This window comes from Streptomyces sp. M41(2017), assembly GCF_002078175.1.
Classification (GTDB): domain Bacteria; phylum Actinomycetota; class Actinomycetes; order Streptomycetales; family Streptomycetaceae; genus Streptomyces.
Genome location: NZ_MWFK01000002.1, coordinates 997643 through 1010024, shown reverse-complemented (window position 1 = coordinate 1010024; position 12382 = coordinate 997643). Strand labels below are relative to the sequence as shown.

Below are 12382 nucleotides of genomic sequence, written 5' to 3'. Positions count from 1 at the left end.
CCGAGGCCCCCGCGCGACGGGTGGTCAGGAGAGGCCGGAGGCCCAGTCGTACCCCTTCAGGTAGGGGTCCGGCTTGATCGGCTTGCCGGAGTCCCAGACCTGCTCGATCAGCCCGTCGGAGCCGATCCTGCCGATGCGGGCCGTCTTGTAGATGTGCTGGGTGGCGCCGTCTACGGTGACCTTGCCCTCGGGCGCGTCGAAGGTGATGCCGTCGGAGGCGGCCTTCACCTTCTCGGGGTCGAAGGACTGCGCCTTCTCGACCATCGCCTTCCACAGGTAGACCGAGGTGTACGCGGCCTCCATCGGGTCGCTGGTCGGCTTGTCCTTGCCGTACCTGGCCTTGTACGCCTTGACGAACTTGGTGTTCGCCGCCCCCGCGGTCGTCTGGTAGTAGTTCCAGGCCGTCAGCTGGCCCGCCAGATACTGCGCGCCGATCGACTTGACCTCCTCCTCGGCGATCGACACCGAGACGACCGGCATGCCCGTGGCCGTCAGACCGGCGGACTTGTACTCCTTGAAGAAGGCCACGTTCGAGTCGCCGTTCAGGGTGTTGAAGACCGCGTCCGCCTTCGACGCCTTCACCTTGTTGGCGATCGTGCTGAACTCGGTGGAGCCGAGCGGCGCGTAGTCCTCACCGAGAACCTTCATGCCGTTGGCCTTCGCGTACGCCTTGATCTCCTTGTTGGCGGTACGCGGGAAGACGTAGTCGCTGCCCACCAGGTAGATCCGCTTCTTGCCCCGGGACTTGAGGTAGTCGAGGGCCGGCACGATCTGCTGGTTGGTGGTGGCGCCCGTGTAGAAGATGTACGGCGACTGTTCGAGCCCCTCGTACTGCACGGGGTAGAAGAGCAGCGACTTGTTCTTCTCGAAGACGGGCTTGACCGCCTTGCGGCTCGCGGAGGTCCAGCAGCCGAAGGTGGCCGCGACCCGGTCCTCCCTGATCAGCTTGCTGGCCTTCTCGGCGAAGGTCGGCCAGTCCGAGGCGCCGTCCTCGCTGATCGGCCTGATCTTCTTGCCGAGCACCCCGCCCGAGGCGTTGATCTCGTCGATGGCCAGCTTCAGCGAGTCGCGGACGGTCACCTCACTGATCGCCATCGTGCCCGACAGCGAGTTGAGCAGGCCCACCTTGACGGTGTCGCCACCGACGTCCGCCTGCGCGGCCTTGTCGGACGTGCCGCCCGCGTCGGTCTTGGCGCCGCAGGCGGAGAGCGCGACGACGGCCGCGAGCGCGGCGGCGCCGGCTGCCATCCGACGTCGCAGAATACGGGTACCGCTGGACAATAGAACCCCCTCGGGCTGTGGAGGAGACAACCTCCTGAAGTGCGGTCCACAGCCTCAAGTCACCCTGTTTCCAAGGTGTTTCACCGTACTTTCCCGGCCGTATCTTCCCGCTCTCAGACGGGGGCCGGCGAGGAACGCCCGGGGCAACAGAAAATGCCCCGGGCGGAATTCGGCAGCCGAATTCATGATGCGCCCGAGGCATTCTGATTAGTTCCTGCGGGAAGTATCTTGGCGGAGATGACGGGCTGTCAAGAGCGGGGCCCGTGGACGTCGAGCTCGGCGACCACGTCGAAGTCCAGCCCCTCCGCCCGCGCCAGATAGATCCGTTGGCGTACGTGACCGCCCCTCAGGTGCAGCAGTCCGCGCGGTCCCTCGTACGACACGTTCTCCGCCGCGGCGCCGATCGCGGACACGTCGAGGGAGCGCGCCCGGCCGATCAGCGCGGCCAGCAACAGCACGCCCTCGTAACAGGATTCGCCGAGGCTGCCGAGGGCCGGTGCCTCGCTCCCGAACCGGTCGGCGTACTGCCCGTGGAAGTCGAGGGTGTCCCGGTTGGCCAGCGAGGCGAAGAACCCGGCCGTGCTGTAGAGGTCGGAGGTCGCCGAAGGTCCGCTGGCCATCAGCATGTTCTCGTCCATCAGGGTGCTCAGCCTGACGCAGCGCGCGTCGAGTCCCGCGGCGGCGAACGCCCGGTTGAAGCGCACCGCGTCACTCCCGACCAGCAGCACGACGACACCGTCCGCCTCCGTGTGCTCGATGCGGCGCAGGACCGCCCCGAAGTCGTGTGTGCCCAGCGGCAGATACACCTCTCCTCGCACGCTGCCGCCGGACTCGCGGGCGTACCCGTGGGCGGCCCGGGCCGTGCGGCGCGGCCACACATAGTCGTTGCCCACCACGAACCAGCGGCGCAGTCCCCGTTCGCGCGCCAGCAGGCGCATGGCCGGGCGGAGTTGGTCACGCGGTGTCTCACTGGTGAGGAAGACGCCGGCCGTTCGCTCGCCGCCCTCGTACAGCGCGGTGTACACGTAGGGGACGCGATGCGCGATCCTGGGCGCGAGTGCCTGGCGCACCGACGAGATGTGCCAGCCGGTCACCCCCTGGACCGCTCCCACATCCACCAACGCCTGCACGTGGTCGGCAACTTCACGCGGTGGGCCGCCGCCGTCCACCGGCAGCAGCCGCAGTTCCCTGCCGAGCACCCCGCCCGCTCTGTTGACCTCCTCCGCCGCCAGTTGCGCGCACGACTCGCAGGTGGGCCCGAACATGCCCGCGGGTCCCTGCAACGGGAGGACGAGAGCCACCCCGAACACGGAGTCGTCTGCCGTGAACCACTCGGGCACGGGTGAGGTGGGCCGGAACATGGCGTCATGATTCCGGCTCCTCCCGGTGAACTCCAATCCGTCTCGTAGCATGTACACCCCACGGGAGCGAGGAGCAGGATGCCGACCCCATCGCCGCGTCAGCCCCAGGACCTGATGCACCTGCTGACGCGCGCCGAGCGCCTCGCCGCGCGGCGCCTGCGGGCCGTCCTGGACGAGGACGGCTGCTCCCTCGACGCCTGGCGGGTGCTCGTCCTGCTCTCCGACGGCGCGGGCCACCCCATGACCGCCGTCGCCGAGGCCGTCTTCCTGCCCCCGGCCACCCTCACCAAGCTGATCGACCAGCTCGTCGACCAGAACCTCGTCTACCGGCGGATCGATCCGCACGACCGGCGCCGCGTGCTCGCCCACCTCACCCCGCGGGGCGTGACGTACTGGCGGCGCGTCGACCGCGAGGTCCGGGCGCGGTGGCCGGTGCTGGACGACGGGGACGACGCGCTGCTGCGCTCCCTGCTGGAGCGGCTGGCGCGGACGCTCGACGCGACGGGCGCCCGCAGCACGCTCTGAAGCGGACCGTCGCGGAAAGTAGTGGTGCGAGCCCGGAATGCGCACGCCCCGTGAAAGGTTGGCATATACATCCAGCTGTGGTCGGTGTTCCCCGCCGGCCGCGGAGCACCCGCGCGTCCGGCCCCCGGCCCGCGCCCCGACCAGCGAGGCACCGTGAACCACTCGACCACCGAAGAGCCCGCCGCCACCGTCGCCCGGCTGCGCGCCACCTTCCGCTCCGGCCGCACCCAGCCGATCGCCTGGCGCACGGAGCAGCTGGGCCGGCTGCGCGAGCTGCTCACCGCGCACGGCGAGGAGCTGGCCGCCGCGCTCCACGAGGACCTCGGCAAGAGCTCCGCGGAGGCCTTCCGCACCGAGATCGACTTCACCGTGCGCGAGATCGACCACACCCTGGAGCACCTCGACGGCTGGCTGCTGCCCGAACCGGCGCCCGTCCCCGCGCACCTCGGCGCGGACGCCACGGCCTGGACGCGGTACGACCCGCTGGGAGTCGTCCTCGTGATCGCCCCCTGGAACTATCCGGTCCAGCTCCTGCTCACCCCGATGCTCGGCGCGCTGGCCGCGGGCAACGCGGTGGTCGCCAAGCCCAGCGAACTCGCGCCGGCCACCTCCACGGCCCTCGCCCGGCTCCTCCCGCAGTACCTCGACACGGACGCGGTGGCCGTCGTCGAGGGCGGCGTCCCCGAGACGACGGCCCTGCTGGCCGAGCGTTTCGACCAGATCTTCTACACCGGCAACGGCACGGTCGGACGTATCGTCATGCGCGCCGCGGCCGAGCACCTCACCCCGGTCGCCCTCGAACTCGGCGGCAAGTCACCGGCGTTCGTCGACCGCGACACCGACCTGGCCGTCGTCGCCGACCGGCTCGTGCGCGGCAAGTTCCTCAACGCCGGGCAGACCTGCGTGGCGCCCGACTACGTCCTCACCGACCCGGAGACCGCCCGCGCACTGGAGCCGAGGCTCGCCGAGGCCGTGACGACGCTCTTCGGCGCGGAGCCGAAGGAGTCCGCCGCGTTCGGGCGGATCGTCAACGAGCGGCACTTCGACCGGCTCACCGGACTGCTGGGCTCCGGCCGCACCGTCACCGGCGGCGACAGCGACCGCGCCGCGAAGTACATCGCGCCGACCGTCCTCGCCGACGTCGACCCGAAGTCCCCCGTCATGGGGGAGGAGATCTTCGGCCCCATCCTGCCCGTCGTGACCGTGGCGGACCTCGACGAGGCCATCGGCTTCATCAACGACCGCGACAAGCCGCTCGCCCTGTACGTGTTCACCGAGTCGGACACCACGCGGGAGCGGATCGCCGCCGAGACCTCCTCCGGCGGCCTCGGCTTCGGACTGCCGCTCGCCCACCTGACCGTCTCCGACCTCCCGTTCGGGGGCGTCGGCGAGAGCGGCATGGGCAGCTACCACGGCCGGTACTCGATCGACACGTTCAGCCACCGCAAGGCCGTACTGGAGAAGCCGCTGGTCTGAGCGGGCACCGCTCGCTCCACCACAGGGCCCGCCCGGGATCGGGCGGGCCCTGTTCGGCGGTATCGCGCTGCGGATCGCCGCCGTTGCGGGCACCGTGTTGAGGGGACCGGCGCGCGCGAGGAGAGGCTTCGATGAAGGCAGCAGTCGTCCGGGTGTCCGGTGGACCGCCGGTCGTCGTGGACCGCCTCACGATCGACCCCGGCTCCCGTTCCCGCCCCGACCCCGAACTCGGCTCCGGCCCCGACCTCGGCTCCGACTCCGGAATGGACATCGGCGCCACCGCCGAGCCGGGCCCGCGTCAGGTCCGCGTCCGGGCGTACGCCTTCGGACCGCGGGCGGTCTGCCCCGGGTCGCGGCAGGGCGGTAGGGTCGAGTCCGTCGCAGGGGCGGCGCACGGCACGGTCCCGGCCCCGATCGTCGACGCGGTCCCGAACCGCACCCGTGTGAACGGTTCCTCCGTGGGAACCCGGCAGGACCTGGCCGAAGTGGTCACCGTGCGAACCGCCGACGGGCCGCACCCCGGGGTTCCCCACGTCCCGTCCCCCGACCGGTCCGGCGAGTCGACCGACGACTCCCGCTCACCCCGACCGACCGGTGCCGGCACCGCCCGCTCCACCCGCCCGCGTACGCCCGTGCCGCCCCGCCCGCCGACGTGCACGCACGATGACCTGCTCGCCGCCCCCGCCCGATGACGTACGGAGTCACGATGCCCGAGGCCGAACACCAGGACAGCACCGTACTGACCGATGAGGAACTCCGCGCGCTGGACGCCCACTGGCGGGCCGCCAACTACCTTGCCGTGGGCCAGATCTACCTGCTCGCGAACCCGCTCCTCACCGAGCCCCTGGCTCCCGACCACATCAAGCCGCGCCTCCTCGGACACTGGGGTACGTCCCCCGGCCTCAATCTCGTGTACACCCACCTCAACCGGGTCGTCAAGGCGCGCGGGATCGACGCGCTGTGCGTGTGGGGGCCGGGTCACGGGGGGCCGGCGGTGCTGGCGAACTCCTGGCTGGAGGGCACCTACAGTCGGACGTACCCCTCCGTGTCCCGCGACGCCGAGGGCATGGGGAAGCTCTTCCGGCAGTTCTCATTTCCCGGCGGCGTGCCGAGCCATGTCGCGCCGGAGACGCCGGGCTCGATCCACGAGGGCGGTGAGCTGGGCTACTCCTTGGCCCACGCCTACGGGGCCGCGTTCGACAACCCGGATCTGCTGGTCACGTGTGTCATCGGTGACGGCGAGGCGGAGACCGGGCCGCTGGCGGCGTCCTGGCATTCCAACAAGTTCCTCGACCCGGTCCACGACGGTGCGGTGCTGCCGATCCTGCACCTCAACGGCTACAAGATCGCCAACCCGACCGTACTCGCCCGCCTTCCGGAGGCCGAACTGGACGAGCTGCTGCGGGGCTACGGCCACGACCCGATCCACGTCACGGGCGACGACCCCGCCGCGGTGCACCGGGCCATGGCCGCGGCGTTCGACCGGGCCCTCGACCGGATCGCCGTCCTCCAGCGCACGGCCCGCGAGGAGGGCGTGACCGAGCGGGCCCGCTGGCCCATGATCGTGCTCCGCACCCCGAAGGGCTGGACCGGCCCCGCCGTGGTCGACGGCGAACCCGTCGAGGGCACGTGGCGCGCCCACCAGGTCCCCCTCGCCGCGGTGCGTGAGAACCCGGAACATCTGCGGCAGTTGGAGGAGTGGCTGCGTTCGTACCGGCCCGAGGAACTGTTCGACGCCGAGGGGCGTCCGGTCGCCGACGTGCTGGCCTGCGTGCCCGAGGGCGACCGACGGCTCGGCGCCACCCCGCACGCCAACGGCGGCCTCCTCGTCCGCGATCTGCCGCTGCCGCCCCTGGAGCGCTTCGCGGTTCCGGTCGACAAACCGGGCGTCACGCAGCACGAGCCGACCCGGATCCTGGGCGACCTCCTCGAACACGTCATGCGGGAGACCACGGACCGCCGCGACTTCCGCCTGGTGGGTCCCGACGAGACCGCCTCCAACCGTCTGGACGCCGTCTACGCGGCCAGCGGCAAGGCCTGGCAGGCCGAGACCCTCCCGGTGGACGAGCACCTCGACCGGCACGGCCGGGTCATGGAGATCCTCTCGGAGCACACCTGCCAGGGCTGGCTGGAGGGGTACCTCCTCACCGGCCGGCACGGGTTGTTCTCCTGCTACGAGGCGTTCGTGCACATCGTCGACTCGATGGTCAACCAGCACATCAAGTGGCTGAAGACGTCACGTGAGTTGGCCTGGCGTCGTCCCATCGCGTCCCTCAACTATCTGCTGACGTCGCACGTCTGGCGACAGGATCACAACGGCTTCTCGCACCAGGACCCCGGGTTCGTCGACCACGTCCTGAACAAGAGCCCCGAGGTGGTGCGCGTCTACCTGCCGCCGGACGCCAACACCCTGCTGTCCGTCGCGGACCATGTGCTGCGCAGCCGCGACTACGTGAACGTCGTCGTCGCCGGCAAACAGCCCTGCTTCGACTGGCTGTCCATGGACCAGGCCCGCGACCACTGCGCACGCGGCGCCGGTATCTGGGAGTGGGCGGGCTCGCCCGGTGTCGAGCGCGAACCGGAGGTCGTTCTCGCCTGCGCGGGAGACGTCCCCACCCAGGAGATCCTGGCAGCCGCGGACCTGCTCCGGCGCCATCTGCCTGAGGTCTCCTTCCGGGTCGTCAATGTCGTGGACATGACCCGGTTGCTGCCGCGTGAGGAACACCCGCACGGCATGAGCGACTTCGAGTACGACGGGCTGTTCACCGCGGACAAGCCGGTGATCTTCGCCTACCACGGCTATCCCTGGCTCATCCACCGTCTCGCCTACCGGCGCAGCGGCCACGCGAACCTCCATGTGCGCGGTTACAAGGAGATGGGGACCACGACGACGCCGTTCGACATGGTCGTGCGCAACGACCTGGACCGCTACCGGCTCGTCATGGACGTCATCGACCGCGTGCCCGGTCTCGGGGTCCGCGCCGCCACCGTGCGCCAGCGGATGGAGGACGCCCGCTCCCGCCACCACGTCTGGATCCGTGAGCACGGCACCGACCTGCCCGAGGTCGCGGACTGGACCTGGAGCGGCTGAGCGGAAACAGCGGAACCAGCAGCACCAGCGGAACGCGGCCGGCGGGCCGGCGAGGAGGGGCCGGCAGACCCGCGCAGCTCACGAGGGCACGAGGTACAGGTGCACGAGGGGGGACGGGCGGCAGTGGGGTGCGGCCGGACATCCGTCACGGTGTCTTGTGTCCCCACTGCGGCCCGAGGCGCTCCCACTCGCGTGCCCACCGGTCGTAGCGCCGCTGGTCGAGCCGCCAGCGGGCGAATCCGCCCGCGGCGAGCGCCACGCCGCCGAGCGCCACCGCAGCACCCGCGCCGAGCAGGCCCGCCTCGGTGGCTGCCGCGCTGGTGGTGGGCGGGGCACCGGTGAGCTGTCCCTTGCCGTTCATCCAGATCACGACGTTCGAGCCGGCTTTGTGCCCGGCGTCCACCAGAGCACGTCCGGTCCGGGGCGTGCCGTCCGGAGCGGTCCACCGGACCCCGGCCCGGACCTGTTCGTAGCCCGAGCCCTCACCGGACGCCACGTTCGAGCCGGTGCTGTCCACCAGCACGGCCGGGACGGGATGCCGGTCGTTGCGCAGGCGGTCGAAGGACTCGCCGGCGGCGCGGGCCGTCATCAGGCCGGCCAGCGCGCCGCCCAGCACGATCACCGTCCAGACGATCAGCACGATCCACGCCTCGACGAGGTCGTCCCGGCGCCGCAGCGGATTCCTCCGCCAGCGCCAGCACCACTGCCTCGCACCCTGTGCTCCCTGTGCTCCGCGCATGGCACCGCACCTCCTAGCTACACCCCCAACAGTGCAAGCGGATCGGTGCGGGCGCGAGCGGGGACGGGGAACACCCGGCCCGCGAAGGCGGACCGGCGGCCCGGCGCGGCGGCATCGGCCCCGGTCAGGCCCCGGTTGCGGGGGTCTCGGCGGGCGGCACGAGGTTCCCGGACGCGGGCTCGACGCTGCGGCGCCTGACGGCCAGGAGGACGATCAGGACGACTTGGAGGACGATGACGAGGACCATGCCCAGGGACGCCTGGGGGCTGTCGCCCACGAGGTTCGAGATCAGGCTGGTGTCCCACAGACCGTGCACGAGCATGGGCAGCAGGAGGGTGCCGCGGACGCGCAGGCACAGGTAGAAGAAGTAGCCCGACGTGGAGACGACGAGAGCCTGCACGAGGGCCTGTGCTCCTTCGCCGTAGGCGTTGCTGATGTGCACGAGGCCGAAGACGACCGACGAGTAGAGGGCGACCCTGCCCTCGGAGAATCCGGCGCGGCTGAAGACGTGGACGCCGATGCCACGGAACATGAGCTCCTCGCCGACGCCGACGAACACGCCGAGCACCAGCAGGCAGACCACGAGGGAGGCGCTCTGGTCGGAGAGGTGCGCGTAGTTCACCCCGATCAGCGCGACGGCGATCATGGAGATCGGCACCCAGCGCACCCAGCGCCGCACCGGCACCCGGTAGTGGAGGACCTCGCGCCACCAGCCCAGCCAGGTGACGACGCCGGCGCCGAAGACGATCGACGCCCCGATCGGGATCAGCGCGTTGCGGACGATGGACTCGGTGGTGGGGAACTGACTGTCGGAGCCGCTGGTGTCCACGCCGACGAGCTGCCCCAGGCCCTGGATGACGCCCGCGTAGACGATCACCACGACCAGGAACCACGGCCAGGACAGATCCCGGCCGGGGCGGTCCCGCGGTGTCGTCTCGACCTTGTCGCTCACGATGTCGCCCTCTCGCCCGGAGACGGTGATCCTCGTCCCGCCGGACACGGTGCGGGGTCGCCGTCCTCACCGGTCACGTTCTCACGGGGCCGCCGTTCCGTCCTCGCGGACCGCCCGCGGCCGAGGGGCCCGGGGCACCGAACGAGTGTCTCGCCGCCCGGGTCCGAGTCCGCCGCCCGAGCCCGTGGTCGCGGGAGGGGCCGGCGCGCGAACGGGCGCGGGGACGCACACGGCGCAGCCGGCCGGACACCCCGGTGAAGGGGTCCGGCCGGCTGCGTACCGGCACGTCGGCGGCCGGCTTCACAGCACCTCGGTCTCTCCCCGCGAGCCCTCCCCCCACAGCGTGTGGAAGCTGCCCTCGCGATCGGTGCGCCGGTAGGTGTGGGCGCCGAAGAAGTCGCGCTGGCCCTGGGTGAGCGCGGCGGGCAGCCGGTCGGCGCGCAGAGTGTCGTAGTACGACAGGGCGGCGGAGAAGGCGGGCACCGGAACGCCCCTGCGGGTGGCCGTGGCGACGACCTCGCGCCACGGCACCTGCGCGTCCTTGATCTCGGTCGCGAAACCCGCGTCCGAGAGCAGGCTGACCAGGCCCGGATCGACGGCGTAGGCGGCCCGGATCCGGTCGAGGAACGCGGCCCGGACGATGCATCCGCCGCGCCAGATCTTCGCCACCTCACCGAGGTCGATGTCCCAGCCGTACTCCGCGGCAGCGTCCAGGATCATCTTCCAGCCCTGGTCGTAGGCGATCAACTTCGAGGCGTACAGGGCGTGTTCGACCTGGCTGGTGAACCGCTCCGCCTCCGTCGCCGACAGGTCCCAGTGGGTGCCGCCGGGCAGGTCGCGGTAGGCGGCGCGCAGCCCGGCCTGGCTGGAGGCGGCCCGCGCGAAGGTCGCCTGGGCGATCGCGGTGACCGGCGAGCCGAGGTCCAGGGCGGTCTGCACCGTCCAGCGGCCGGTGCCCTTCTGGCCCGCCGCGTCGACCACGACGTCCACGAACGGCTCCCCGGTCGCGGCGTCCTTATGCGCGAGGACCTCGGCGGTGATCTCGATCAGGTACGAGTCGAGGCGGCCCCTGTTCCAACGCCGGAAGATCTCCGCGATCTGCGCCGGCGTGTAACCGCCCACCCGGCGGAGCAGGTCGTAGGCCTCGCCGATGAGTTGCATGTCGGCGTACTCGATACCGTTGTGGACCATCTTCACGAAGTGGCCGGCACCGTCCGTGCCGATGTGGGTGGCACAGGGCTCGCCGTCCACCTTGGCGCTGATCGTCTCGAACATCGGGCCGAGCGAGGCGTACGACTCCGGTGAACCGCCGGGCATGATGCTCGGCCCGTGCAGGGCACCCTCCTCGCCGCCGGACACCCCGGCGCCGACGAAGTGGATGCCGCGCTCGCGCAGCGACTGCTCACGGCGGCGGGTGTCCGTGAAGTGCGCGTTGCCGCCGTCGATGATCATGTCGCCGTCCTCGAGGAGCGGGGCGAATTCGTCGATGACGGCATCGGTGGCCGCACCCGCCTGCACCATGATCATCAGGCGGCGAGGGCGTTCCAGCGCCGCGACGAACTCCTCGGCCGACTCGGCGGGCACGAAGGCCCCCTCGTGCCCGAACTCCTCGATCAACGCCTTGGTCCGGGCGGGCGTGCGGTTGTGGACGGCGACGGTGTAGCCGTTCCGGGCGAAGTTGCGGGCCAGGTTGCGGCCCATCACGGCGAGCCCTGTGACGCCGATCTGCGCGGTCGCCTTCATGGTGTGCTCCTTGGATCCGGATCTGCGTCCCCGCGTACCTGACGGGCGAGCAGACGACTGTCGCTGTGCCGATCAGTACGCACGCCGGGGGCCGTGATGTTCACCGCGGGGCCCGACCGGTACAGGACGCCGAGAGTCCGGTACGGGGTACGGCCCGAAGGCCCGTCGCGCGCGGGGGTGTCCGGCTCACTTCCCGCGCGGGGAGGAGCCCGGGTTCGTGCGCCCCCGACGGGCGCCCGACACGCGGCGGGCACACGGGTGTTCACCGCCGGCCCGGGGCGCGCCTTGCGTCCGAGCCGCTGCCGTCCGGCCGGATCAGGAGCGGTGCCGGCGGCCGTTCGGCGAGCCCCTCACGCGAGGCGGACACCCTTCACGCGTTGTCGCGCAGCGCCCATCCGTGGTCCACCGGTCCGATGCCCGACCCGAGGGGGAATCCCGCCTCGATCGCCGCGGTCACGTAGTCCTTGGCCCGTCGCACGGCGTCCGGTACCGCCAGACCCCCGGCCAGGCCGACCGCGACGGCCGACGCGAGGGTGCAACCGGTGCCGTGCGTATGCCGATTGTCGTGGCGGGGCGCGCGGAGCCAGTGCTCCGCCGTGCCGTCGGTGAGCAGGTCGACGGCCTCCCCCGGCAGATGGCCGCCCTTCACCAGCACCCAGCGCGGGCCGTACGCGAGGAGGCGGTCGGCGGCCCGCCGCATACCCTCCTCGTCCGTCACCTTCAGACCGGTGAGCTGGGCCACCTCGTCGAGGTTCGGGGTGGCCACCGTCGCCCGCGGCAACAGCCGGTTCCGTACGGCGTCGAGCGCGTCGTCGGCCAGCAGCCGGTCCCCGTGCTTGGAGACGCTCACCGGGTCGACGACGACCGGCACTCCCACGTCCGCCAGGAGTTCGGCCACCGTCGTGACGAGGCCGGGCGACGACAGCATGCCCGTCTTGACGGCCTGCACGCCGATGTCGTCGACGACGCTGCGGTACTGGGCGCGCACCGCGTCCTCGGACAACTCCCAAGCCCCCTGCACGCCGACGGAGTTCTGCGCGGTCACCGCCGTGAGCACACTCATCCCGTGGGCGCCGAGTGCCAGCATCGTCTTCAGGTCGGCCTGGATTCCGGCGCCTCCACCGGAGTCGGATCCGGCGATCGTCAGAACGCGGGGCGGCGTGGTCATACGAGGTTCCTCTCGGGGTACGGCAAGGAGCGCTACGACCTGCGGG

The 12382-nt window shown here is 71.3% G+C and carries 10 protein-coding genes; 4 read left to right on the top strand and 6 right to left on the bottom strand.

Features of this window, described 5'->3' with window-relative positions:
- Positions 1-24 precede the first annotated feature (24 nt).
- The gene (gene urtA, locus B0675_RS30070) at positions 25-1248 is read right to left on the bottom strand and encodes an urea ABC transporter substrate-binding protein (protein ID WP_081222755.1); all 1224 of its coding nucleotides are present in this window, start codon (positions 1246-1248) and stop codon (positions 25-27) included.
- 281 nt (positions 1249-1529) lie between these two features.
- On the bottom strand, positions 1530-2642 hold the full coding sequence (locus B0675_RS30065; RefSeq protein ID WP_081222754.1) for a substrate-binding domain-containing protein: 1113 nt from the start codon (positions 2640-2642) through the stop codon (positions 1530-1532).
- 78 nt (positions 2643-2720) lie between these two features.
- Here B0675_RS30065 and B0675_RS30060 point away from each other — a divergent pair, with 78 nt between their 5' ends.
- The 4 genes from B0675_RS30060 to B0675_RS30045 all read left to right on the top strand — a co-directional run bounded on the left by B0675_RS30060 (position 2721) and on the right by B0675_RS30045 (position 7734).
- Complete coding sequence (locus B0675_RS30060) at positions 2721-3167, top strand: MarR family transcriptional regulator (protein ID WP_081222753.1); 447 nt, start codon at positions 2721-2723, stop codon at positions 3165-3167.
- A 153-nt stretch (positions 3168-3320) separates the two neighbouring features.
- Entirely contained in the window at positions 3321-4643 is a 1323-nt protein-coding gene (locus tag B0675_RS30055) for an aldehyde dehydrogenase family protein (protein ID WP_081222752.1), read from the top strand.
- 131 nt (positions 4644-4774) lie between these two features.
- The gene (locus tag B0675_RS30050) at positions 4775-5335 is read left to right on the top strand and encodes a hypothetical protein (protein WP_081222751.1); all 561 of its coding nucleotides are present in this window, start codon (positions 4775-4777) and stop codon (positions 5333-5335) included.
- Between the two features lie 14 nt (positions 5336-5349).
- Entirely contained in the window at positions 5350-7734 is a 2385-nt protein-coding gene (locus tag B0675_RS30045; RefSeq protein WP_081223965.1) for a phosphoketolase family protein, read from the top strand.
- A gap of 145 nt (positions 7735-7879) precedes the next feature.
- On the opposite strand, the gene B0675_RS30040 is transcribed toward B0675_RS30045, so the two are convergent.
- The 4 genes from B0675_RS30040 to thiD all read right to left on the bottom strand — a co-directional run bounded on the left by B0675_RS30040 (position 7880) and on the right by thiD (position 12336).
- Positions 7880-8473 carry a hypothetical protein gene (locus B0675_RS30040; RefSeq protein ID WP_081222750.1) on the bottom strand — a complete coding sequence of 198 codons (594 nt, stop codon included), beginning with the start codon at positions 8471-8473 and terminating at the stop codon, positions 7880-7882.
- Between the two features lie 124 nt (positions 8474-8597).
- The gene (locus B0675_RS30035) at positions 8598-9425 is read right to left on the bottom strand and encodes a type II CAAX endopeptidase family protein (protein ID WP_081223964.1); all 828 of its coding nucleotides are present in this window, start codon (positions 9423-9425) and stop codon (positions 8598-8600) included.
- Between the two features lie 300 nt (positions 9426-9725).
- Complete coding sequence (gene gndA / locus B0675_RS30030) at positions 9726-11168, bottom strand: NADP-dependent phosphogluconate dehydrogenase (protein WP_081222749.1); 1443 nt, start codon at positions 11166-11168, stop codon at positions 9726-9728.
- Between the two features lie 370 nt (positions 11169-11538).
- A complete protein-coding gene (gene thiD / locus B0675_RS30025; protein WP_081222748.1) occupies positions 11539-12336 on the bottom strand; it encodes a bifunctional hydroxymethylpyrimidine kinase/phosphomethylpyrimidine kinase in 798 nt (265 codons plus the stop codon).
- Between the last annotated feature and the right edge of the window lie 46 nt (positions 12337-12382).

Bases quoted from the DNA above. Each gene is read 5' to 3' on its own strand.
- urtA (WP_081222755.1), bottom strand. From the start codon at position 1,248: ATGGCAGCCGGCGCCGCCGCGCTCGCGGCCGTCGTCGCGCTCTCCGCC.
- B0675_RS30065 (WP_081222754.1), bottom strand. From the start codon at position 2,642: ATGTTCCGGCCCACCTCACCCGTGCCCGAGTGGTTCACGGCAGACGAC.
- B0675_RS30060 (WP_081222753.1), top strand. From the start codon at position 2,721: ATGCCGACCCCATCGCCGCGTCAGCCCCAGGACCTGATGCACCTGCTG.
- B0675_RS30050 (WP_081222751.1), top strand. From the start codon at position 4,775: ATGAAGGCAGCAGTCGTCCGGGTGTCCGGTGGACCGCCGGTCGTCGTG.
- B0675_RS30045 (WP_081223965.1), top strand. From the start codon at position 5,350: ATGCCCGAGGCCGAACACCAGGACAGCACCGTACTGACCGATGAGGAA.
- B0675_RS30040 (WP_081222750.1), bottom strand. From the start codon at position 8,473: ATGCGCGGAGCACAGGGAGCACAGGGTGCGAGGCAGTGGTGCTGGCGC.
- gndA (WP_081222749.1), bottom strand. From the start codon at position 11,168: ATGAAGGCGACCGCGCAGATCGGCGTCACAGGGCTCGCCGTGATGGGC.
- thiD (WP_081222748.1), bottom strand. From the start codon at position 12,336: ATGACCACGCCGCCCCGCGTTCTGACGATCGCCGGATCCGACTCCGGT.